We start from the raw sequence: 22,552 nt of genomic DNA on the forward strand, positions 1-22,552 counted from the left end.
TCCGGCACGACGTACTCGCGGGGGCCCTTGACGAGCAGGAAGTAAATCAGCGCGCCCAGGAACACCACGATCGCGGTGAACACGTTGAGGCGGATGCCGAAGATGTGGTTCGCCTCGTCGATGCGCAGCATCTCGATCCAGCAGCGCCCGACGGTGTAGGCCATCACGTAGAGGGCGAACGCGCGGCCGCGCCCGAACTTGTACTTGCGGTCGAGGAGCCACACGAACACCGCCACGCCCAGGTCCCAGACGAGCTCGTACAGGAAGGTGGGGTGGTAGAGGTCGGGCAGCGTCACGGCCTGGCCGTCGATCACGGTGGCGTGGCCCGGGTTGGACCGGTCCATGTCGTGCACCTGCAGGCCCCACGGCAGGGTGGTGACGCTGCCGTAGAGCTCGTTGTTGAACCAGTTGCCGAGCCGGCCGATGGCCTGCGCGACCGGCAGGCCCGGGGCGAGCGCGTCGGCGAAGACCGACAGCGGCAGGCCGATCTGGCGGGCGGCGAACCAGGCGCCGAGCGCGCCGCCGGCGACCGCGCCCCAGATGCCGAGGCCGCCCTCCCAGATCTGGAAGACGCGCATCGGGTCGCCGCCGTCGCCGAAATAGGCCTCCGGCGACGTGATCACGTGATAGACCCGGGCGCCGACGATGCCGAACGGCACCGCCCACACCGCCATGTCCAGCGACACCCACGGTGCCACGCCGCGGCGCCGCAGCCGGTATTCCATGATCAGGACGGCGGCCACGATGCCGAGGACGATGCAGATGGCGTACGCCCGGACCGGCAGTCCGAGCACGTGCCACACCGAGACGGTCGGGCTGGGGATCTGGGCGTAGTACTTCACGCGCGCACCCTACCGCCGACCGGCGCCGGTCATGTCACCTGGGCGCGCCGCCGCGTACACCTTCTGCCAACTCGGCACTCAGCGCGCGCAGCCGGTCGTGCCCGGTCGCCAGGTCCGGCGCCTCCAGGACGCACCGGATCAGCGCGCTGCCGACGATCACGCCGTCGGCGAACGCGGCCACCTCGGCGGCCTGCGCCCCGGTCCCGACCCCGAGACCCACACCCACCGGCAGGTGCGGATCGACCTTGCGGATCCGCTCGACCAGCTCGGGGGCCTGCGACGACACACTGGTACGCGCACCCGTCACGCCCATGAGCGCGGTGGCGTACACGAAGCCGCGGCAGTTCGCCACGGTCATCGCGAGCCGCTCGTCGGTCGAGGAGGGCGAGACGAGGAACGTGCGGTCGATGCCGTACCTGTCCGCGGCGGCGATCCACTCCGCGCCCTCGTCGGGGATCAGGTCGGGCGTGATCATGCCCGTGGCGCCCGCCGCGGCGAGGTCCCGGGCCCACGCGTCCACGCCGTACTTCTCGATCGGGTTCCAGTAGGTCATCAGCACGACCGTGGCGCCCGTACCCGCGACCGCTTCGATGATCTTGAGGGTGTCGCGCGAGCGCACGCCGTTGGCCAGCGCGATGTCGCTGGCCTTCTGGATCACCGGGCCGTCCATGACCGGGTCGGAGTAGGGCAGCTCGACCTCGATGACGTCGCAGCCGGACTCGGCCATCGCCACCATCGACGCGATCGAGTCGTCCACCGTCGGGAAGCCCGCCGGCATGCAGCCGACCAGCACCGACCGGTCCTCGGCCTTGGCCTTGGCGAAGGTCTCCGCGATGCTCACGAGTTCTCCCCCGGCACCAGCACCTCGTTGTCGTCCAGGATCCCGAAGTACGCGCCCGCGGTGTGCACGTCCTTGTCGCCGCGCCCGGAGAGATTCACCACGATCGTCGGCGTGCGGCCCAGCTCGGCGGCCAGCCGCGGCGCGATCTTGGCGGCCCCGGCGAGGGCGTGCGCGCTCTCGATCGCGGGGATGATTCCCTCCGTACGGCACAGCAGCTGGAACGCGGCCATCGCCTCGGCGTCGGTCACGGGCTCGTACGTGGCGCGGCCGGTGTCGTGCAGCCACGCGTGCTCCGGGCCGACGCCCGGGTAGTCGAGCCCCGCGGAGATGGAGTGCGACTCCATCGTCTGCCCGTCCTCGTCCTGCAGCAGGTACGTCCGGTTGCCGTGCAGCACCCCGACCGACCCGCCCGTGATCGAGGCCGCGTGGCGTCCCGTCTCCACGCCGTCGCCGCCCGCCTCGAAGCCGTACAGGCGCACGCCCTCGTCGGGCACGAACGCGTGGAAGATCCCGATCGCGTTGGAGCCGCCGCCGACACAGGCCGCCACGGCGTCGGGCAGCTTGCCCGTCTCGGCGAGGATCTGCTCCCGCGCCTCGACGCCGATGCCGCCCACGAAGTCGCGGACGATCTCCGGGAACGGGTGCGGGCCGGCGGCCGTACCCAGCAGGTAGTGGGTCGTCTCGACGGTCGACACCCAGTCGCGCAGCGCCTCGTTGAGCGCGTCCTTGAGGGTCTGCGAACCATTCGTCACCGGAATGACAGTGGCGCCGAGCATGCGCATCCGGGCCACGTTGAGCGCCTGACGCTCGGTGTCGGTGGCGCCCATGTAGACCACGCACTCGAGGTCGAGCAGCGCCGCGGCCGTCGCGCTGGCCACGCCGTGCTGGCCCGCGCCCGTCTCGGCGATCACCCGCGGCTTGCCCATCCGCTTGGCGAGCAGCGCCTGGCCGAGCACGTTGCGCACCTTGTGGGCGCCGGTGTGGTTCAGGTCCTCGCGCTTGAGCCAGATCTCGGCTCCGAGGGCTTCACCGAGCCGCTCGGCCCGGTAGAGCAGACTCGGCGTCCCGGCATAGTTCTTCAGCAGGCCGTCGAAGCGCTCCTGGAAGACGGGGTCCTGCTTCGCCTCCCGGTACGCGGTCTCGAGCTCGTCGAGCGCCTTGACGAGCGCCTCGGGGACGAAGCGGCCGCCGTACCTGCCGAAATGTCCGTCGGTCATCGCACCGGCCTGGGGGTCGCGGGGTGGTTACCGGCGTTGACCAGCTCCGCCACGGCGTCGCGGGGGCTCTTCTGGGTGACCAGGCCCTCGCCGACCAGCACCGCGTCGGCGCCCGCGGACGCGTACCGGATGAGGTCGTGCGGGCCCCGGACGCCGGACTCGGCGATCTTCACCACGTTGCCGGGCACGCCGGGCGCGATCCGCTCGAAGACGGACCGGTCCACCTCGAGCGTGCGCAGGTCCCGGGCGTTCACCCCGATGACCTGGGCGCCCGCGTCCAGTGCCCGGTCGGCCTCTTCCTCGTTGTGCACCTCGACGAGCGCGGTCATGCCCAGCGACTCGATCCGCTCGAGCAGGCCCACCAGGACGTTCTGCTCGAGCGCCGCGACGATGAGCAGCACGAGGTCGGCGCCGTGGGCCCGGGCCTCGTGCACCTGATAGCTGGAGACGACGAAGTCCTTGCGCAGAACCGGCACCTGCACCGCCGCCCGCACCGCGGCCAGGTCCTCGAGCGAGCCGCCGAACCATCGGCCCTCGGTCAGGACGCTGATGCACCGCGCGCCGCCACCGGCGTACTCGCCCGCGAGCTCCGCCGGGTCGGGGATGTCCGCGAGCGCGCCCTTCGACGGGGACGACCGCTTGACCTCCGCGATCACGGCCACGCCCGGCTTGCGCAGGGCGGCGTACGCGTCGATCGCCGGCGGTGCCGCCTGTGCGGCCGCCTTCACCTGGTCCAGCGAGACCTGAGCCTGCCGGGTTGCCACGTCCTCCCGCACTCCGGCGAGGATCTCCTCGAGCACGTTCTGGGGTCCCGCGCCACGCTGATCGGATGTCACCTAACGACTCCCCTCTCCGGGTGTCCTCGGGCCGATGCTAGGTGGCGGCCGTCCTGTCCAGCCCTCCGGGGTATGGCGATCCTCACCTGATGGGCTGCGGCATAATGCGCCACCTCTACGCACCGTGTCACTTCCGTCACACTATCGGCGGGGTGGGTGGGCGCTCCACCTGGGCCCCTTCGGCCGATCGGACGACCCCGCACGGCGGTCACCGCGGCTTCATGAGCTGGTAACACGCGGCAGGCACCCTGAGAATCAGGCAAACTTGGTCCGGACAATCGACACGAGGGTTGTCCAGGGCCCGCCCGACCGCACGGATGCCTGAGCTCACCGCATTGGTCTCGACCGCGCTGCACAAATCCTCACCGTTGTGGAGTTGACCTGATGGCCTCTGAGCAGAATTTCGCCGCCGTCTCCCGCGCCGTCGTCGCGGCCGCCGCCGACCTCATCGCCGGCGTCGAGCGCCGCGTCGTCGGCCCCGGCAACGTCCGGACGGCCCGCGACAACGCCTACGCGGCCGTCCTGGCCGACCAGGCGCGCGCCCAGGCCCGGGCGGACGTGGACGCCATGGTGGCAGCCCTGGCCGCCACGCCGCGCCCCCGCAACGCCCGCGCGATCCCGGCCCGCCGGCCCCTCAACGCGCGCTGACCCGTCGCGGCCCTGGCCCCTTCGGCCGCGGCCCTGGCCCGTTCGGTCGCGGCCCTGGCCCCTTCGGCCGCGCGCCTGCCCCGCGATCGCTCCACCCGCGGCCCGTCCCAGGCGCCTGCTTCACGGTCGCCCGATCCCGCAGCGATCCCTCTCGCCTTGCCTCGGCTGACCAGCGCCGACCTCGCCTTGCCCTTGCCGACCAGCGCCGACCTCGCCTTGCCCTTGCCGACCAGCGCCGACCTCGCCTTGCCCTTGCCGACCGGCGCCGACCTCGCCTTGCCCTTGCCGACCGGCGCCGACGAGGCAGCCTTCGTCAGCGGGCGGTCGGGTCGTCCCCGCGGTCCAGGGCATCCCAGGCCGTGCGCGCGTCGACCGTGCCGGTGGTGTCGTCCGCCGCCGGGGCGGTGACGGTGCGCTCGTAGCGGGCCCCCATCCCGGGCCACTCGTGCCCGTGCCGGACGGTCCACCACCCACCCAGGACGACCAGCAGGCCACCGGCGACGCAGACGATCGGCCAGACCGTGCCCCCGGCGCCCGCGTTGCCAAGCTCCAGGCCCGCGCGGCCGACGATCGCGGCGACCGCCGTCCCCGCCCCGGCCAGCGCGATGAGAACGCCGAGGACCCGCCGCACCACCCCCTTCGTGGCGAAGAGGGCCCCGGCGCCGGCCAGCGCCACGAGAGCGAGGGCGAGCACCAGGGGCGCCGTGTCCGTCCCGGGGTGGCTCTCGCGCAGCTGGGTCAGCCCCGGGCGGTCGGTGACCTTGGTCGACCACGTGCGGGTGATGCCCCAGAGCGCCAGGCCGGCGCCGGCCGCGGTGGCCAGCACTGCATACGCCAGCCTCCGGCTTGGCGTTGCCCGCTGCCCTTGCTCCGCCTGCTCCTGCGGCCGCCCCGGTGTCTGCTGCTGCCCCGCTGTCTGCTCTTGCCGCGCTGCGTGCGGCACTGTCTGCTCCCGCGGCGCTGCCTGCTGCCGCCCCGCCGTCTGCTGCTGCCGCGCTGCGTGCGGTGCCGCCTGCTCCTGCCGCGCTGCCTGCTCCTGCGGCGCTGTCTGCTCCTGCGGCGCTGTCTGCTGCTGCGCTGATCGCTGCCCGGTGGCCGCCTCTTCGCCCGTTTTGTCCGCGGGGGTGCTGTCGTCGGCGGGCATCAGCGGGCCGCGCGGAGGGTTTCGGCGGCGGCGATCGCGGCGAGGACGGCGGCGGCCTTGTTGCGGGTCTCCTGCTCCTCGGAGGCCGGGTCGGAGTCGGCCACGATGCCCGCGCCGGCCCCGACGTAGGCGTGGCCGCCGGTCATCAGCGCCGTGCGGATCGCGATCGCCATGTCCATGTCGCCGCCGAAGCCGAAGTAGCCGACCGTGCCGCCGTACAGGCCGCGGCGGACCGGCTCGAGGCTCTCGATGATCTCCATGGCCCGGACCTTGGGGGCCCCGGACAGCGTGCCCGCCGGGAACGTCGCCGCCAGCGCGTCGAACGCCGTCCGGTCGTCGCGCAGCTCCCCCACGACGGTCGACACGATGTGCATGACGTGGCTGTAGCGCTCGATCCGCGCGAAGTCGGGCACCTCCACCGAGCCGGCCTTGCACACCCGGCCCAGGTCGTTGCGGCCCAGGTCGACCAGCATGACGTGCTCGGCCCGCTCCTTGGGGTCGGCGAGCAGCTCGGCGGCCAGGGCGTTGTCCAGCTCCGGCGTCGCGCCGCGCCAGCGGGTGCCGGCGATCGGGTGGAGCAGGGCCCGGCGTACGCCGCCCTCCTCCTCGGACACCTTGAGGTGAGCCTCCGGAGAGGACCCGACGATGTCGAAGTCGTCGAAGCGCAACAAATACATGTACGGGCTCGGGTTCGTCGCCCGCAGCACCCGGTAGACGTCCAGCGGATCCGCGTCGGTCGCCCGCTCGAACCGCTGCGCGACGACGATCTGGAAGCAGTCGCCGGCCCGGATCGCCTCCTTGGCCGACTCGACCGCCTTCTGGTAGTCGCCGGGCGCCGTGCGGCTCACCACCTCGCCGGGCGGCTTCCGCTCCACCGTGGAGATCATCGGCGGGGTGGGCCGGGACAGCGCGGTGGTCATCGCGTCCAGCCGGCCGACCGCCTGGTGGTAAGCGGCCCGCGCCTCCTCCGCGCCGGCCCGCTCGGGCAGCACGGCGTTGGCGACGAGGATGGCCGACCCGTCGTAGTGGTCCAGCACCACGAGATCGGTGGCGAGCATCATGCCGATCTCGGGCAGCGGTACGTCGTCCGTCGCCGTGGCGGGCAGCCGCTCGAAGCGCCGCACCAGGTCATAGCTCAGGTAGCCGACCATGCCCCCGGTCAGCGGCGGCAGATCCTCCGACGGGCTCTCCTCGGGCTGGGCCAGCGCGGCAACCGTCGCTCGTAGCGCGGCCACCGGATCGCCGTCGAGCGGCACGCCCGCCGGCGGGGTGCCGAGCCACTCGGCCTGCCCGTCCCGCTCGATCAGGGTGGCGGCGCTGCGCACGCCGATAAAGGAGTAACGGGACCACGCCGCCGACCCGGCGCCCTGCTCGGCGGACTCGAGCAGGAACGTCCCCGGCCCCCCGGCCAGCTTCCGGTAGACCCCGATGGGCGTCTCCCCGTCGGCGAGCAGCCGCCGGATCACGGGCACGACCCGGCGCTTCGCCGCCAGAGTGACGAAGATCGCCTCGTCCGGCTGCACGGCTCCGCTGGTCACTTGGCCTCCTCCGGGGTCACCGGCAGGGCGTTGCTGAAGCAGCTGTGCGAGCCGGTGTGGCAGGCCGCGCCGACCTGCTCGACCGTGACCAGCAGCGCGTCGCCGTCGCAGTCGAGGGCGACGTCGCGCACGTACTGGTGGTGGCCGGAGGTGGCGCCCTTCACCCAGTACTCCCGGCGGCTGCGCGACCAGTAGGTGGCCCGCCCCGTCGTGAGCGTCCGGTGCAGCGCCTCGTCGTCCATCCAGGCCAGCATGAGCACGTCACCGGTGCCGTGCTCACGCACGACGGCGGCGACGAGGCCGTCGTCGCCGCGGCGCAGGCGGGCGGCGATCCGCGGGTCGAGGGCGGACGGCCGTACGGGCTGATTCTCGAGGTCTGCTGGCACAGTCCCAGATTGTCTCGCACCGGCCGCCGCGTCCACGAGCCGGTAGCCCACGATCCGGTCACGGAGCCGCACTGGGGGTGTGAGCACCGAGCCCGGGACGGTACCGTCGTCGTGCGCCGCGCCTGCCCCGGGTGTCGCGCCTGCGCGCCCACCCGGGGGCCGCGCTGAGGTGACGGGAGTCTCACGCACATGGAGCCCACGGCCCACCCCGACGACAGCCGCCGGCCCTACGGCTCGGCCCGCTTCTGGCCGGCGCCGGGCCACCCCACCCCCGAGCCCCGGCAGCCCGGCGAGGACGACCCGGCGGACCAGCCCGCCGGCCCCTCCGCCGCGCACCCGGACGCCCCCGCGACCGGCCACTCCTTCGCCGCGCACCCGGACGAACCCGCAATCGGCCGCCCCTTCGCCGCACACCCGGCCGACCCCTCGACCAGCCGCCCCTCCGCCGCATGGCCGGCTGCCGCCTCGACCGGTGACCGGGACGACAGCGCGCCCACCGCCCCGCCGACGCCCACGGGCATTCCGGGCGATTCCCGCAGACCGCGCGGCACCGCCGGGGTTCCGAACGGCATCCCGGGCATGGACCTCCCGGAGATCGGCAGCTTCAACGCCTTCGACCTGCCCCACCCGGCCCCCGAGGCCGACCACGGCCGCATGCCCCACTTCGGCCGCCCGCCCGGCGCCGGCGCCGACCCGGCGACCGACCCGGCCCGCATGCCGGAGTTCCCGAGCCTGCACGACCCCGACCCGGAGCCCATCCACCCCACCCTGCGCGCCCCCGGCCCCGAGCCCACGCCCTCCCGCCCCCCCGACCTCGGGCCCACGCCCTCCTCCTTGCACGCCACCGACCTCGGGCCGACGCCCTCCCCCTCGCGCGCCACCGACCCGGATCCCGTCCCTCCCGTGGCGCACGCCAACGATGCCGAGGCCCCACGGCCGTCCGACGTCCGTCCGGACCTTCCCCCGATGCCGGACGCCGGCCGCTTCCGGGTGCCGGACGCGGGTACGTTCCCGGCGCCGCCCCGGGCGCCCGAGCCGCGGCTGCCCTGGAACGCCTACCCGTCGCCCGACCAGGAGCAGGGCACACCCGACGACACCTACCCCGGCGACGACATCTCGGGTCAGGCGCTGGGCCGGGCCGGACGTCCGGCGCCGGAGTCCCGCACCGACGAGCCGGACCCCTCCGGCGAGGCACAGTGGCCACACTCTCCGGACAACTCGGACGGCTCACAGGAGCAGGGCGACACGGACCAGCCCCACGAGCCGAACAAATCCGGCAAATTGCCGCCCCTCCCCTTCGACGCGCAGATGGTGGCCCTCGGCTCCCGCCGCCCCACCGAGGCCCTCCTCGGCGGCCTTCTCGGCGGTCTCCGCCGTCTGGACGAGACGTCGCCGCGCATCAACGGCCACGCCAACGGTCACGCCAACGGTCACCCCACCAACGGCCACGCCGGGCCGGCAACCACCGCCAACGGCCACGACGGCCCGCTGACCACCAACGGTCACGACGGCCCGCTGACCCCGAACGGTCACGACGGCCCGCTGACCACCAACGGTCACGACGGAAGGACCGCCACCGACGACCGCGAAGGACCGGCTTCCACCAGCGGCTACGGCGGATGGGCTTCGACCGACGGCAGCCGGGGACCGTTCTTCCCCTCGGGCGAAGCACCCCTCGCGGACGACCCCTTCGGCGAGCCCCTCGGCGACCCCCTCGCTGAGCCCCTCGGCGACCCCCTTGGCGACCCCCTTGGCGACCCCCTCGGCGACCCCCTTGGCGACCCCCTCGCCGAGCCCCTCGGCGACAGCTCCCACGACGAGCCGGTGGCCGCCAGCGAACCAATCCACACCGGAGATGACCGATCCGCAGAAGCCCTGGTCGGCTTCGACAGCACAGCGCCCGGCGACCACCAGCTAAGCCCCGCCGGACCTGCGGCGCCGGACCCGCTGGACGAGCCGGGCCCGTTCGCGCCGCCCGCGCAGGCCAGCGTGCCTCTCTACGCGCCGTCGCCCTTCACGCGGGCGGGCAACCCTCCCCTGCCCGACAGCTGGACCCCGCACCCCGAGCGGCCGGACGACCCCCCGGCGGATGACGACCACCCGCTCCACGACGACCACCCGGGCGACGACAACCTTCCGCCGGACGACGGTCTCGCGCCCGGCGAGCAGGCGAAGCCCTACGTTGCTCGCCGTTCCGCGCCGGACGACGATGATCGCCAGCCCTCCGCGGAGGCCGGAGCGGACGGCGGCCCGCGACAGTTCGCCGACCCGCCGGCCGCCGATCTCGCCACGGCGGAAGGCGGTGAGCGGGAGGCGGCAACCGGTCGCGCGCAGGTGAGTGTGACGGGGTCGGCCCGTGTTCCCGCGCCGGGCATGGGCGTGGAGCCGACTCATGATCTCGGCTCGGACTGGTCCGTCGACGAGCAGGGCATCGGCGAGCGGGACGAGGCATCGGCCACCGGCACCGCGCCGGTCAGTCCCCTTCCGCCGCATCCGATGTATCCGGCACCCGTGGCCGGCCTGCCGTCGCTGCCCGTCTCCGGCGGAAGGCGTCGCCGGACCGAGCCCGAGGACGAGATCGAAGACGAACTCCCGCCGGTGCCCGAGCCGCAGGACGAGACTGTCGACGACCTCCCGCCGGTGCCCGAGCACGAGGACGAATCCCTGCTGACGGTCGAGCCCGAGGTAGCGGCGGAGCCCATGGCCGGGCAGGAGCGCGCTACGACCCCGAACACGCCGGAAGCCTCATCGCCCGATCTGGCGCCGGTCGCCGGGAGGAACGCCGAAGAAGCCGGAAGCAGCGCCGAAGAGGCCGGGAGCAACGCCGAAGAGGCCGGAAGCAGCGCCGAAGAGGACAGCGCCGGCCTGGTGGAGAACAGCGCCGAAGGCAGCAGCGCCGCAGAGCACGCCGAGCGCGACATCGATCCCTCCGGCGACCACCGTGAGCTGGTCGTCGATCGGGTCGTCGCGAGCGAGCTGGCCGTCGAGCGGATCGTGACCGCCGGCCCGGACGCCGGCGCCGGCGACGACCTCGGGCCCGGGACCGGCGACGACGATCGGCGAACCAAGGTTCACGCCCTGGCCGGCGAGGATGCCGGGGTGGCTCAGCTGCGGCCCGGGGATGTCGGCGGCACGGCGATCTCGTTCTGGGACGAGGCTGCCGGGGCCCGGTTCCGGGGTGAGTGGCACGAGGTGAAGGCGCAGTTCGTCGACGATCCGGTGAGTGCGCTCGAGCGGGCCCGGGATCTGATCAGCGACGCCGTCGGGGAGTTGTCCGCGGCGATGCTGGCGGAGCGGGACGAGCTGGACCCGCTGCGGGAGACGTCCACGCCGGACACGGAGAGCATGCGGATGGCCATGCGCAACTACCGCGAGTTCCTGGACCGCATCCTGGACCTCTGAGGACGCCGGCCCGACGAACGCGCCCGCCGCACCGGCTGTTCGCGACGCGACGGTGGAGTGGTTGCGGCGTTCCCTCACCCCAGGTGGCGCTCGCGCCGAGGCGACCTGGCCGTAGCCGGGTCACCCTGCGAGGGCGAGCCGCCCGGGGAGCGCGCGCAACGAAGCGACGGATCGCTCAGGCGTGCGCGCACCGGTGGCAGAGGATCGGGTGCAGCAGGTGCGCCAGATCGTGCCGGTCGGCCACCGGGCGCGGGAAGGACAGCCGCGCGAGCCGGTCGCCGAGCCGCACCAGGAAGCCGTACCGGTCGAGCCGCACCACCCGCGGGTCGTCGCCGGGCCGCGCGTTCTTGCCGAGCTGCCGCCGCACGTAGTCGGACATCTCGGTGACGTGGTGGTCGGCGAGGTCGGCGATGAGGTCGAACTCGATGGCGCGCAGCGGGTCGGGCGTGGCGGCGGCGTAGTCGTCCGGGTCGACGTCGCGGAGCACCTCGTTGCGCTCGTAGCGCACCTCGGCCACGTCCATGCGGTGGATGACCTGGGAGTCGCCGACGTCGAGCAGGTCGGTGGCCGGGTCGGTGTCGGCGTAGTCGAGGGCCGCCTGGCGGGCCTCGTCGCCGTCGAGCTGGACGGCCCAGCCGGCGACCCACACGCGGCCGAGCGACGGCGCCCCGGCGACCGGCGGCACGTCGGGGATGTCGAGGACCAGGGCGGTGTCGTCGGTGTCCGGGCCGGGCCGCAGCGCGGTGGCGAGGGCGCCGTCGCGGGGCGAGAGCAGCAGCACCCGGCCCTGGGCGTCGGTCACGTGCCGGACGGGGTAGGGCCCCGGGCGGCACGCGATGTGCGCCGTGGCGGGCAGATGGCCTGCGGCGATCGTCCGCGCGACCTCGGCATGGGTGGGCTGCATGTCAGCGTCCTCCGAGCAACGGTTAGGCTAACCTTAGTAAGGCGAGGCTAACCGTAACACCTGCCCCGGAGGAAGAAAGATCGCCCGTGAACAACTCCCGACCCAAGGCCCGGCTGTCGCGGGCTCTCGGCATCCCTCTCACCCGTAAGTGCGTCAAGTACTTCGAGCGGCGCCCGTTCCCGCCCGGCGTGCACGGCCGCGGCCGGCGCAAGTCCTCGGACTACCAGGTGCGGCTGCTGGAGAAGCAGCGGCTGCGCCACCAGTACAACATCAGCGAGTCGCAGATGCGGGCCGCCTACGACGAGGCCCACCGCCGCGGCGGCAAGACCGGCGAGAACCTGGTCGCCCTGCTGGAGAGCCGCCTCGACGCCACCGTGCAGCGCGCCGGCCTGGCCCGCACGATCTACCAGGCCCGTCAGCTCGTCGCGCACGGCCACTTCACCGTGGACGGCAAGAAGGTCGACCGCCCGTCCTACCGCCTGAAGCCCGGCCAGGTCGTCGAGGTTCGCGAGAGCAGCCGCCAGAAGCCGCCGTTCCAGATCGCGGCGACCGGCGCGCACATCGACGGCCCGACCGCGCCGTACCTGTCCACGGTGCTCGAGGACCTGCGGACGACGGTCATCCGCAAGGCCGAGCGCTCCGAGGTTCCCGTGATCTGCGACGAGCAGCTGGTCGTCGAGTTCTACGCACGCTGACCGCGAGCAGCGGCCCCGGCACAACGGCGTGCCGGGGCCGTGTCGCGACCGCGAGGGTCAAGCGCGCCGCAGGGCCGCGGCGAGCGGGACGGCAGCGATCAGCGTCAGCGCGATGATGACGACGGCGAAGCCGGTCAGCGCGGTCGCGAGCGACACCGACAGCGTGGCGACGCCGATGCCTACGACCGGCAGCGTCAGCCCGATGTAGCCGAGCAGGAAGATCCCCGCCAGCACCTCACCCCGGTTCGCCGGCTGGGCCAGCGTGCCGGCCACCGCCAGGGCCGCCTTGAAGAGCGTCCCCGCCCCGGCGCCGCTGAGGACGCCGCCGGCCAGGAAGTAGACGATGCTGCCGGTGGCCAGGACCACCGCGGTCAGCGCCCCGATGCCGAGCACCAGCAGCAGCGCCCCGAGCACGACCTGGGCCCGCAGGCTCAGCGGCCGTACGGCGATCTGCGCCACCACGGCCGACGCGAACGTGACGAAGACGACGGCCCCGGCGACCGCCCGCGACGTGATGTGCAGCTGACCGGCGACGAAGATCGGCGCGAGCGACGTGAAGAGGCCGAGCACCGAGAACGCGGCGAACGCGATCCCGCCGCTCAGGAAGAACCGTCCCCGCGCCGCCCGGGGCACCCGCACCCGCTGCGGCCGGTAGGCGGGTCGCGGTTCCGGGCGGGCCGCCGTCTCCGGCACCACGGCCACCCCCACGAAGGCCACCACCAGCAGCACCAGGAAGACGACCATCGGCGTCACGAGCGGCGCCGGCGCCCACCGCGCGAGCACGCCGGAGAGCAGGGCGCCGAGCCCGAAGCCGCCGAGGTTGGCCGCGCCCGAGACCAGCTGGCCGCGCACCGGGCCGGCGCCGGGGCGGGCCCGCAGGTGCAGGTCGATGATGTGCGCCGTCACCGTGGCGGTGAGCATGCCGATGCCGAGCCCGGAGATGACCCGGGCGACGATCAGGCCGGGCAGCGCCGTCCACGCGAGGAAGATCACGGCGGAGACGATCTCGAGCCCGATCGCCGGGAGCAGCAGCCGCCGGCGGCCGAGCGTGTCGCCCAGATGCCCGGCGAGGAAGAGCGAGATCACGACCCCGACCGCGTACGCGGCGAAGGCGATCGTCACGGCGAACGTCGAGAACCCGTCCCGCTGCTGGTAGAGCGACCACAGCGGGGTGGGCACGGTGCTGTACGCCATCACGATCAGGAAGGCGGCCGAGGCGATCCAGAACCCCGAGCCGTGGCTGACCCCGCGGCGCGCCGGGCCCACAGCCGGCCGGGTCGGGGAGATAACTGTCATGCGCCCAGTGTGCTGCGCATGATCCATCGGGTCCAACGCTCAGATACGATGCCATTGATCGCAGGAGGAGATGGATCATGGAGCGCCGGCAGCTGGAGGTCTTCGCCGCGGTGGCCCGCACGGGCAGCTTCACCCGGGCCGCCGCGGAGCTCTTCCTCGTGCAGTCGGCGGTGTCCGCGACGGTCGCGGCGCTCGAGACGGACCTCGGTGAGCGGCTCTTCGACCGCACCACGCGCCGGGTGCGCCTCACGCCCGCCGGGCAGGTGCTGCTGGAGCACGCCACCGTGATCCTCGCCGCGTTCCGCGCGGCGCACGACGCTGTCGAGGCCGTGCGCGGCGGGCTGTCGGGGGCGATCCGCATCGGCTACATGACGAACGTGACCCTCTTCGACATCCCGGCGCTGCTCGGCCGGTTCAGCCGCGACCATCCCGACGTCACGATGCACATCGCCCCGTCCGCCACCGGCACCGCCGGCATGGCCACCGCCCTGCGCCGGGGCGACATCGATGTCGCCTTCCTGTCGGCCACCCCGGAGGACTACCCCGACCTGCGCATCGACCCGCTCGCCAGCTCGCCGCTCGGCCTCGCGGTCACCCCGGATCATCCCCTCGCCGGGCGCGACCGCATCTCGCTCGCCGAGGTGACCGGCCTGCGGTTCGTCGACTTCCGGGCCGGCTTCGCCAACCGCACCCTGGTCGACGCGGAGCTGAGCAGGCGGGGCCTGCACCGCGAGGTCCGCTACGAGACGTCCGACACCGCCGACACCGCCGCCCTGGTGCGCAACGGGCTGGGCGTCGGCTTCCTGCCGCGCTATCTGGCCGAGTCCGACGACCGGCTGTGCTGGCTGCCCGTCGACGACGCCGACTTCACCATGTGGGTGAGCGTCGGCACCGCCCGCGACCGCACCCTCAGCGCCGCCGCGGCCCGGCTGGCCACCCTCGCCCGCGCGGCGGCCACGACCTGATCAGCGCGTCTGCTCCAGCCACGACGCGTAGAGCTTGGCGTAGATCGAGCCCTCCTCGCGGACCAGCTCCGCGTGCGGCCCGCGCTGCACCACGCGGCCCGCGTCGACCACGATGACCTCGTCGGCGGCCTGCGCCGTGGACAGCCGGTGCGCGATCGCCACGGTCGTACGGCCGCGCGTCACCGTGTCGAGGGCCCGCTGGAGGCGTACCTCGGTGGCGGGGTCGACCGCGCTCGTCGCCTCGTCGAGCACGAGCAGGTCGGGGTCGGCCACATAGGCCCGGACCAGCGCGACCAGCTGCCGCTCGCCCACGCTCAGCGCCTCGCCGCGCTCCCCCACGGGCGTCTCGAGCCGCTGCGGCAGCCCGGCCAGCCAGTCGCCGAGACCGAGCTCGGCGAAAGCATCGGTCAGCTGCTCGTCGGTGAGACCCGGGGCGGCGAAGCGGATGTTCTCCGCCACGGTCGCGTCGAAGAGGAACCCGTCCTGCGGCACCATGACGACGCGCGAGCGCAGCGAGTCGAAGCGTACGGACGTCAGCGGCGTGTCCCCCAGCAGCACCTCCCCGCCGGCCGGGTCCATCAGCCGGGTGAGCAGCTTCGCGAAGGTCGTCTTGCCGCTGCCGGTCTCCCCGACCACCGCCACCTTGGTCCGCGCCGCGATCGCCAGGTCCACGTCGGCGAGCACGATCGGCCCGCCCGGATAGCGGTACGAGACGTCGGCGAAGCGCACGGACAGCGGCCCCGGCGGCAGCGCGACGCCGTCGGTGTCCGGGTCGGCCACGTCGGGCTTGATGTCCAGCACGTCGAGCACCCGCCGCCAGCCGGCCACGGCGTTCTGCGCCTCGTTGAGCACCTCGGTGGCGATCTGCACGGGCTGGATGAACAGCGTCACCAGGAACAGGAACGCGGTGAGCTTGCCCACGGTCAGCCCGCCGTCCACGCCGAGCAGCACCCCGACGACCACGACGGCGGCGAGCGCCACGCCGGCCGCGATCTCCCCGGTGGAGAAGCTGGTGACACTGGTACGCAGGGCCCGCTGCTGGGCGACGCGCAGCGTGCCGATCGCGTCGTCGAGCCGCTTCTCGGTGCGGGAGCGGACGCCGTACGCCCGGATGACCGCGGCCCCGACCACGCTCTCGGCGACCGCGCCCAGCATGATCCCGGTGCGCTCGCGGACCACCCGGTAGACGGCGGCGAGCCGCTTCTGGAACAGCCGGATCACGATGACCGCGGGCACGAACGCGGCGAAGACCACGAGTGTCAGCTGCCACGAATAGACCAGCATGACGATCGTCGTGACCGCCACCTGCCCGCCGGTGAGCAGCAGCTGCACGCCGCCGGTCTGCAGGAACTGGGTGATCTGGTCGACGTCGCCGGTCACCCGGGAGACCAGCGACCCGCGGCGCTCGGACTGCTGGTGCAGCATGGACAGGTCGTGGATGTGCCGGAAGGTCCGCGAGCGCAGCGACGCCAGCGCCGTCTCGCTCACCGTGAACAGCCGGCGCGTCATCAGATAGCCGCACGTCGTCGAGACCACCAGCAGCCCGAGCGTGATCAGCACGATGGTCAGCACGACGCCGAGGTGCGGGCCGCCGGGCGCGCGGATGCCCCGGTCGATGCCCTGCTGCACGGCGATCGGCACCGCGACCCGGCCCGCCATCGACACGAACGCCAGCGCGATCGTCCCCGCCAGCCCGGGCCGCAGCTCGGGCGACAGCTTCACCCCGCGGCGTACGGTCGCCAGCGTCCCCTCCTCGACCACCGCGGCCGTCATGCCTGCACCGTCTCTTCCTCGGTCTCGGCCTGCTCGTAGGCGGTCACCAGCTCGCGGTAGCCGGGGACCGTCGCCATCAGCTCGGTGTGCGTGCCGACCGCCGCGACCCGGCCGTCCTGCAGGAAGACCACCTCGTCGGCCAGCGCGATCGTCGCCCGCCGGTACGCGACGACCAGGATCGAGGCCCCGGCGTCGTTGCCGCGCAGCGCCCCCAGGATCGCCGCCTCCACGCGGGGGTCGACCGCGCTCGTCGCGTCGTCGAGCACCAGCAGCCGCGGCCGCCCGGCGAGCGCGCGGGCCAGGGTGAGCCGCTGCCGCTGCCCGCCGGAGAGGGACGTGCCGCGCTCGCCGACCGCCGTGTCGAGCGCCTCGGGCAGCTTCGCCACGAACCCGTCGGCCTGCGCGAGCCGCAGCGCCGACCAGGCCGCCTCGTCGCCGACGCCCTCCCGCTCCAGCGTGATGTTGCCGCGCACGGTGTCGTCGAAGATGAACGGCACCTGCGGGACCAGCGCCGACGTGGCCGCCAGGGCACTCATCGCCAGCTCGGGCAGCGGCCGCCCGTCCACGGTGACCGTGCCGCTCCCCGGGTCCACCAGGCGCACGGCCAGCGAGGCGATCGTCGACTTGCCGGACCCCGTGGCACCCACCAGGGCGACGGTCTTCCCGGCCGGGACGGCGAAGGAGATGTCGTGCAGGACCTCGGCGCCCTCCCCGTACGCGAAGGAGACCTGGTCGAAACGCAGCGTGGCCGGACCGGTCCCGGGCTCCGCCACCGGGCCGTAGGCGAGGTCGCCCTCGGCGCCGAGCACGGCCTGCACCCGCTCCCACCCGGCGACGCTGCGCGGCAGCTCGGCGACCACCCAGCCGATCGCGCGTACGGGAAAAGCCAGCACCGTGAACAGGAACGCCACGCTGACCAGGTCGGCCACCGTGATCGCGCCCGACTGCAGCCGCCACGCCCCGAGCAGCAGCACCGCCAGCGTGCCGATGCTGGGCAGCGCGTCCATCAGCGGGTCGAAGAGCCCGCGCAGCCGCCCCACCGAGATCAGCGCGTCGCGCAGCTCGCTGACGTGCACCCGGAAGCGCTGCGACTCGTCCGCCTCGCGGCCCATCGTCTTGACCACCAGCGCGCCGTCGAAGCTCTCGTGCGCCACGGCGCTGACCTTGGCGCGCAGCCGCTGCGCCCGGATCTGCCGCGGCGACATGCGGCGCGAGTAGACGAGGTTCATCAGGAACAGCGCCGGGAACAGCACCACCCCGACCAGCGCCAGCACCCAGTCGGTGAAGAACAGCGAGAGCACCGCGGCGAAGATCATGACCACGGTGCCGACCGCGAAGGGCAGCGGCGCGATGGGGACGAACGCCGCCTCCACGTCCGAGTTCGCGTTCGACAGCAGCGAGCCCGTCGCGTGCCGCGCGTGCCACGCCGGCGGCAGGGACAGGTAACGCCGGGTCACCGCGCGCCGGTAGCGCGCCTGGAGCCGGAACTGCATGTAGCCCGCGCCGAGCCGCCGCCCGAAGATGCTGATCACCCGCAGCACCGAGATGCCGACGAACACGGCCGCGATCAGCAGCAGCTCGCGCACGCCCGCCCGGTGCTCGGTGAACGCCGGCACCACGACGCGCCCGGTGACGGCCCCCACCACGTAGGAGTTCGCGATGATCAGCAGCCCGAAGAGGCTGCTGCCGACGACACCCACGGTGAACAGCCGCGGCTCGGTGCGAATCGCGCGGCCGAGCACGCGAAGCCCCCGGCCCAGCACGTCCCGGCTGGCCCTCGTGCTCAAATCGGTCCCGCCCTGAGGTAAGCGTCCCGCCGGTCGCCCGGCCTTACCGATCCATCCTGCCGTCCCGGCCGCCTCCGGGCATGCCCCGGCGATTGTGTCTCGTATTACAGAGTTGTTGCCCGTCCCCTAGGCTTTGCGGATGACGAACCTCGCGCGCACGGAACGCCACCTGCTCGCCGACGCCCTGCTCCAGGTGGGCCCCGACGCCCCCACCGTCTGCGAGGGCTGGCAGGCCAGGCACCTCGCGGCGCACATCGTCGTCCGCGACCGCCGCCCCGACGCGGCCCTCGCCGGCTTCGTCCCGCCGCTCGCCGCCCACGGCGACCGCGTCCTGCAAGCCGCCGCCGCCCGCCCCTACCCGGAGCTCGTGGCCGACGTCCGCACCGCGCCCTGGTGGAGCCCGGTCAGCAACACCCTCACCGACCAGGCCGCCAACAGCGGCGAGATGTTCATCCACCACGAGGACGTCCGCCGCGCCCAGCCCGGCTGGGAGCCGCGCGTCCTCGACCCGGCCCACGAGCTGGCCCTGTGGAAGAACGCCAAGTTCTTCGCCCGCCTCGCCCTGCGCAAGCATCAGCCGGTCCGCGTCGAGGCCCCGGGCTACGGCGTCCTCCAGCTCCGCGACGGCGAGCCCCGCACGACCCTGACCGCCCCGCCCGGCGAACTGGTCCTCTTCCTCTCCGGCCGCCAGCGCGTCGCCCGGGTCGACCTCACCGGCGACGACTCCCTCCGCACGGCGCAGCTCGGACTCTGACCCCGGTCACCAGTCGGCTGCCCGACACCCCCGCCGCCCGCCGCCCGGGACACTCGACGCATGGCGTGGGAGTGGGTGGCGCCGGTGGCGACCGCCGTGGCCGGCGCGTCCGGCGCGGCCTTCACCTGGCTGGCGGGACGGCAGGGCCGCGAGCACATGGAACGGCTGGCGGCGCGCAGCGAGAAAGCCGCCGGCGAGGCCAGGCTCTGGCAGGAACGCCGGGACGCCTACTTCTCCCTGCTGCGGTACGTACGCATCGAACGCAAGCGCGCCAAGTACAAGCACACCTCCGACGCCAAGCTCGCCGAGCTGGAGAAGAAGTGGCCGAAGGGCGAGCGCGTGAGCACGGAAGCCACCGTGGTGACGGCCATCGGGATGTTCGGCAGCCTTGAGGCCCGGCGCATCCTCGACGACTGGCTGGCCAAGGAGGGCGAGGAGCGCGACGAGCACCTCGCCCGGTTCTACCAAGCCTTCGAGCAGCAGGTCCGCCGCGAGTGCGGGGTCGACCCCTGACCCCGTGACCGCAGCACGGATCGCGTGAGCCGAGGCGCCGGAGAAAGAAGGCCACCCACCCTGCTGGTCGCCGTCGGCCTCGGCATCGGCATGGTCGCCCTGCTCGGCTCGCGCGGCGACAATGCTTTTTCGCGAGCCCGCATATGCGCGCCTACTGGCGAACGGCCGCGGACAGCCGGCGAACCGTCTACCTCATGAGGCCCGGACCCGGTTGAGCGGGCCCGCCCGGGGTAACGACGGATCATGGTGGAGACCACGGACGACGGGCGGTACATCGTCGTCAAGGGGCGGAAGTGGCGGGCCACCGATCCCGCGATTCCCGAGGAGGCCGGGGCGCAACTGCGCCGGGCGCTCATGGCCGCCCGGCGGGACGTGGGCGCGGCGCTGCGCAACGGGGAGGATCCGCGGCCCGCCCGCGACCGGGTGCAGATCGCGAAGGTCGCGCTCGGGGAGCGGGGCACGCCCTGGTGGGAGCAGGACGACGGGGAGCGGCGCGCGCGGTGGGAGCGCGGGCTGCGGGAATTGGCTCCTTCGGATGACGCCGGATCGGCCCGGGCGGAGAGCCACTCGCGGATCTAGCGTCGTACGCATGTTGAGCCGTGCGCAGGGGACTGCGCTCAGTGTCGGGGCGGTGCTGGGGACCGGGGTCATCTCGATGCCCGCGATCGCGGCGGATCTGGCCGGGCCGGCCTCGCTGGTGGCGTGGCTGGCGCTGATCGTGTTGTCCGCGCCGCTGGCCTGGACCTTCGCCGCGCTCGGGGCGCGCTGGCCGGACAGTGGCGGCGTGTCCGCGTACGTGCGGCGGGCCTTCGGGCCGCGGGCCGCCGCGGCGGTGGGGTGGTCCTTCTTCTTCGCGGTGCCGCTGGGCGCGCCGGCCGCGGCGGCCTTCGCCGGCGGGTACGTGGCGGACGTCCTCGGCGGCGGCCGGGCGACCATGGTGGCGACGTTCGTGGGGTGCCTGCTGATCGTGGTCGTCATGAACTGGTTCGGGCTGCGGATCTCCGGCGCCGTGCAGCTGGGCCTGACGGCGGTGCTGGCCGTGCTGCTCGTGGTGACCGTGCTCGCCGCGCTGCCGCACGCCCGGTGGTCGCACCTGACCCCGTTCGCGCCGCACGGCTGGTCGGGGGTCGGGGCCGCGGCGGCCGTGCTGGTGTGGGGCTTCGCCGGGTGGGAGGCGGTCTCGCCGCTGTCGGGCGAGTACCGGCACCCGCGGCGCGACGTGCCCCGGGCGACGGCCGCGGCGGTGCTGATCGTCGGGGTGCTCTACCTGGCGGTGGCGGCGGCGAGCATCGCCGTGCTCGGGCCGGCGGCCGGCGACAGTCCCGCGCCGCTCGCCGATCTGCTGGACGCGGGGATCGGCGGGCCGGTGCGCGCGATCACCGCGGTGGTGGCGGTGCTGCTCACGATCGGCGCGATGAACGCCTACGTCGCCGGGGCCGCCCGCCTCGGCGCCGCGCTCGCCGCGCAGCACAGCCTGCCCGCCCGGCCCTTCGGCACCGTACGCCGGAATCTGGTCTTCATCACGGTCGTCAGCCTGCTCGCGGTGGCGTCGCCGTTCGCGTTGCGGACGCAGATGTTGCTGGTGACGGGGTGTTTCACGCTCGTCTACATCCTGGGCACCGCCGCGGCGCTGCGCCTGTTGCCGCGCGGATGGTCGCGCCGGGGTGCCGCTCTGGCGCTGGCCGCCGTGCTCGCCCTGCTGGTGCTCACCGGCTGGCCGGCGCTGTTCAGCCTGGTCGTCGCGGGCAGCGCGGTGCTCTACACCAGGCTCGTGAGGATCGAGAGCCCCTCGTCGAGCAGCGCCGGGTCGATCGCCCCGAAGCCGAGCACGAACCCGGTCGAGTCGCTCCCGTAGCTCGCGAGGTCCTCGACCGCCACCCCGCGCGCCCGGGCCGCGGCGACCACCGGCGCGGCCGGCTCCGGCGTCAGCGCCGCGACGTGCAACCCCGCCGCCGAGGGGACGAGCGCGAGCTGCGGGAGGCCGCTCAGCGCCGCGACCACGCGGGCGTGCCTGTCCCGGTACGCCCGCCCGGCGCGCCGTACGTGCCGGGCGAGCAGCCCCTCGTCGATGAAGCGGGCGAGCGCCGCCTGCACGGCCACCTGCCCGTACGAGTCCCCCAGCTGGCGCGCCGCGGTCAGCGCCGCCCGCAGCGGGGCGGGGGCCAGCACGAATCCGGTCCGCAGGCTCGGCAGCATGCTCTTCGAGAACGTGCCCACGTAGAGGACGCGCCCCACCGTGTCGAGGCTGTGCAGGGGCTCGAGCGGCCGCGCCGAGTGCCGGAACTCGCTGTCGTAGTCGTCCTCCACGATCGCCGCCTGCCGCCGCGCCGCCCACGCCAGCAGCGCGTGCCGCCGGGCGAGTCCCATCGCGCGCCCGAGCGGGAACTGGTGCGACGGCGTCGTGTAGACCACCCGCGCCCGGTCCGGCAACGCGTCCACGACCAGGCCGTCCGCGTCGACGGGTACGCCGGTCACGCGCGCACCGAGCGACGCGAACACCTGCCGCGCGGGCGGATAGCCGGGGTCCTCGACCGCCACCACGTCCCCGGGCGACACCAGGACCCGGCCGATCAGATCGAGCGCGTGGTGGGCACCGTTGGTGACGACGACCTCCTCGGGCAGCACGCGCAGTGATCGCGAGTAGCCCACGTAGCGTGCGATCGCGGCGCGCAACGCGGGGTGCCCGGCCGGGTCGCCGTACCGTCCGGGGGCGTTGGCGCCCAGCCGCAGCTCCCCCGCCACCAGCCGGCGCCACGTCTCGAACGGGAAGAGCCCCGCGTCCGGGATCCCGGTCCGGAAGTCGTAGCGCGGAACCGGCTCGGCCGCGCTCGCCGGCGCCGGCGCGAACGTCCACCCCGCCCGCGGCCGCAGCGGGTCGGCGTGCCGGCGGCGGGCGGCGGGCTCGGGGCGTACCCGTGCCACGAAGGTCCCGGCGCCCGTCCGCGCGGTGAGATAGCCCTCGGCGACCAGCTGCTCGTAGGCGGTCGCCACGCTGTTGCGCGCCACCCCGG

General features: G+C 73.9%; 20 protein-coding genes. 8 read left to right on the forward strand and 12 right to left on the reverse strand.

The genetic code is table 11. The annotated features are described in order from the left end of the window. The 4 genes from lgt to trpC form a co-directional block, all read right to left on the reverse strand. The coding region (gene lgt, locus RBH18_RS33940; RefSeq protein WP_306214573.1) for a prolipoprotein diacylglyceryl transferase at nt 1-842 on the reverse strand (842 nt) is incomplete at its 3' end. A gap of 34 nt (nt 843-876) precedes the next feature. Further along, nucleotides 877-1,683 (reverse strand): tryptophan synthase subunit alpha, encoded by an 807-nt coding sequence (gene trpA / locus RBH18_RS33945; protein ID WP_306214574.1) that lies wholly within the window; start codon nt 1,681-1,683, stop codon nt 877-879. Continuing rightward, entirely contained in the window at nt 1,680-2,900 is a 1,221-nt protein-coding gene (gene trpB / locus RBH18_RS33950) for a tryptophan synthase subunit beta (protein ID WP_372339035.1), read from the reverse strand. Before trpB ends, trpA begins: the two co-directional genes overlap by 4 nt. Continuing rightward, complete coding sequence (trpC, locus tag RBH18_RS33955) at nt 2,897-3,700, reverse strand: indole-3-glycerol phosphate synthase TrpC (protein WP_306214590.1); 804 nt, start codon at nt 3,698-3,700, stop codon at nt 2,897-2,899. The genes trpB and trpC overlap by 4 nt, the downstream gene beginning before the upstream one ends. Before the next feature lie 420 nt (nt 3,701-4,120). On the opposite strand from trpC, the gene RBH18_RS33960 reads away from it, so the two are divergent. Next, nucleotides 4,121-4,384, forward strand: a complete 264-nt coding sequence (locus RBH18_RS33960; RefSeq protein WP_306214575.1) for a hypothetical protein — start codon at nt 4,121-4,123, stop codon at nt 4,382-4,384. 313 nt (nt 4,385-4,697) lie between these two features. Here RBH18_RS33960 and RBH18_RS33965 read toward each other — a convergent pair whose 3' ends face one another. From RBH18_RS33965 to hisI, 3 genes are all read right to left on the reverse strand, one after another. Next, nucleotides 4,698-5,210, reverse strand: coding sequence for a Trp biosynthesis-associated membrane protein (locus tag RBH18_RS33965; protein ID WP_306214576.1), 513 nt, complete (start codon nt 5,208-5,210; stop codon nt 4,698-4,700). Between the two features lie 317 nt (nt 5,211-5,527). Beyond that, nucleotides 5,528-7,066, reverse strand: a complete 1,539-nt coding sequence (locus RBH18_RS33970; protein WP_306214577.1) for an anthranilate synthase component I — start codon at nt 7,064-7,066, stop codon at nt 5,528-5,530. Further along, entirely contained in the window at nt 7,063-7,452 is a 390-nt protein-coding gene (hisI, locus tag RBH18_RS33975) for a phosphoribosyl-AMP cyclohydrolase (RefSeq protein WP_306214578.1), read from the reverse strand. The genes RBH18_RS33970 and hisI overlap by 4 nt, the downstream gene beginning before the upstream one ends. 189 nt (nt 7,453-7,641) lie before the next feature. Here hisI and RBH18_RS33980 point away from each other — a divergent pair, with 189 nt between their 5' ends. Continuing rightward, nucleotides 7,642-10,854: a hypothetical protein gene (locus RBH18_RS33980; RefSeq protein ID WP_306214579.1), complete on the forward strand. Its 3,213-nt coding sequence runs from the start codon at nt 7,642-7,644 to the stop codon at nt 10,852-10,854. Between the two features lie 175 nt (nt 10,855-11,029). Here the strand turns inward: RBH18_RS33980 and RBH18_RS33985 are convergent, their stop codons facing one another. Continuing rightward, the gene (locus RBH18_RS33985) at nt 11,030-11,758 is read right to left on the reverse strand and encodes a DUF2470 domain-containing protein (RefSeq protein WP_306214580.1); all 729 of its coding nucleotides are present in this window, start codon (nt 11,756-11,758) and stop codon (nt 11,030-11,032) included. Nucleotides 11,759-11,844: 86 nt separating this feature from the next. Between RBH18_RS33985 and rpsD the strand changes: the two genes are divergently transcribed. Beyond that, nucleotides 11,845-12,453, forward strand: a complete 609-nt coding sequence (gene rpsD / locus RBH18_RS33990; protein WP_306214581.1) for a 30S ribosomal protein S4 — start codon at nt 11,845-11,847, stop codon at nt 12,451-12,453. 57 nt (nt 12,454-12,510) lie between these two features. Here the strand turns inward: rpsD and RBH18_RS33995 are convergent, their stop codons facing one another. Continuing rightward, nucleotides 12,511-13,749: an MFS transporter gene (locus RBH18_RS33995; RefSeq protein WP_306214582.1), complete on the reverse strand. Its 1,239-nt coding sequence runs from the start codon at nt 13,747-13,749 to the stop codon at nt 12,511-12,513. A gap of 77 nt (nt 13,750-13,826) precedes the next feature. On the opposite strand from RBH18_RS33995, the gene RBH18_RS34000 reads away from it, so the two are divergent. Continuing rightward, the gene (locus RBH18_RS34000; RefSeq protein ID WP_306214583.1) at nt 13,827-14,714 is read left to right on the forward strand and encodes a LysR family transcriptional regulator; all 888 of its coding nucleotides are present in this window, start codon (nt 13,827-13,829) and stop codon (nt 14,712-14,714) included. On the opposite strand, the gene RBH18_RS34005 is transcribed toward RBH18_RS34000, so the two are convergent. Next, nucleotides 14,715-16,487: an ABC transporter ATP-binding protein gene (locus RBH18_RS34005; protein WP_306214584.1), complete on the reverse strand. Its 1,773-nt coding sequence runs from the start codon at nt 16,485-16,487 to the stop codon at nt 14,715-14,717. Continuing rightward, nucleotides 16,484-18,250, reverse strand: a complete 1,767-nt coding sequence (locus tag RBH18_RS34010; RefSeq protein ID WP_306214591.1) for an ABC transporter ATP-binding protein — start codon at nt 18,248-18,250, stop codon at nt 16,484-16,486. Before RBH18_RS34010 ends, RBH18_RS34005 begins: the two co-directional genes overlap by 4 nt. Nucleotides 18,251-18,413: 163 nt before the next feature. Here RBH18_RS34010 and RBH18_RS34015 point away from each other — a divergent pair, with 163 nt between their 5' ends. The 4 genes from RBH18_RS34015 to RBH18_RS34030 all read left to right on the forward strand — a co-directional run bounded on the left by RBH18_RS34015 (nt 18,414) and on the right by RBH18_RS34030 (nt 21,396). Beyond that, complete coding sequence (locus tag RBH18_RS34015) at nt 18,414-19,028, forward strand: TIGR03085 family metal-binding protein (protein ID WP_306214585.1); 615 nt, start codon at nt 18,414-18,416, stop codon at nt 19,026-19,028. Nucleotides 19,029-19,088: 60 nt separating this feature from the next. After that, nucleotides 19,089-19,541, forward strand: coding sequence for a hypothetical protein (locus tag RBH18_RS34020; protein WP_306214586.1), 453 nt, complete (start codon nt 19,089-19,091; stop codon nt 19,539-19,541). Nucleotides 19,542-19,784: 243 nt separating this feature from the next. Continuing rightward, nucleotides 19,785-20,120, forward strand: coding sequence for a hypothetical protein (locus RBH18_RS34025; protein WP_306214587.1), 336 nt, complete (start codon nt 19,785-19,787; stop codon nt 20,118-20,120). A gap of 10 nt (nt 20,121-20,130) precedes the next feature. Further along, on the forward strand, nt 20,131-21,396 hold the full coding sequence (locus tag RBH18_RS34030) for an APC family permease (protein WP_306214588.1): 1,266 nt from the start codon (nt 20,131-20,133) through the stop codon (nt 21,394-21,396). On the opposite strand, the gene pdxR is transcribed toward RBH18_RS34030, so the two are convergent. Further along, nucleotides 21,300-22,552, reverse strand: a 1,253-nt coding sequence (gene pdxR, locus RBH18_RS34035) for a MocR-like pyridoxine biosynthesis transcription factor PdxR (RefSeq protein WP_306214589.1), incomplete at its 5' end; no start/stop codon positions are given. The genes RBH18_RS34030 and pdxR overlap by 97 nt on opposite strands.

The organism is Actinoplanes oryzae (genome assembly GCF_030757795.1).
Taxonomy (GTDB): Bacteria; Actinomycetota; Actinomycetes; order Mycobacteriales; family Micromonosporaceae; genus Actinoplanes.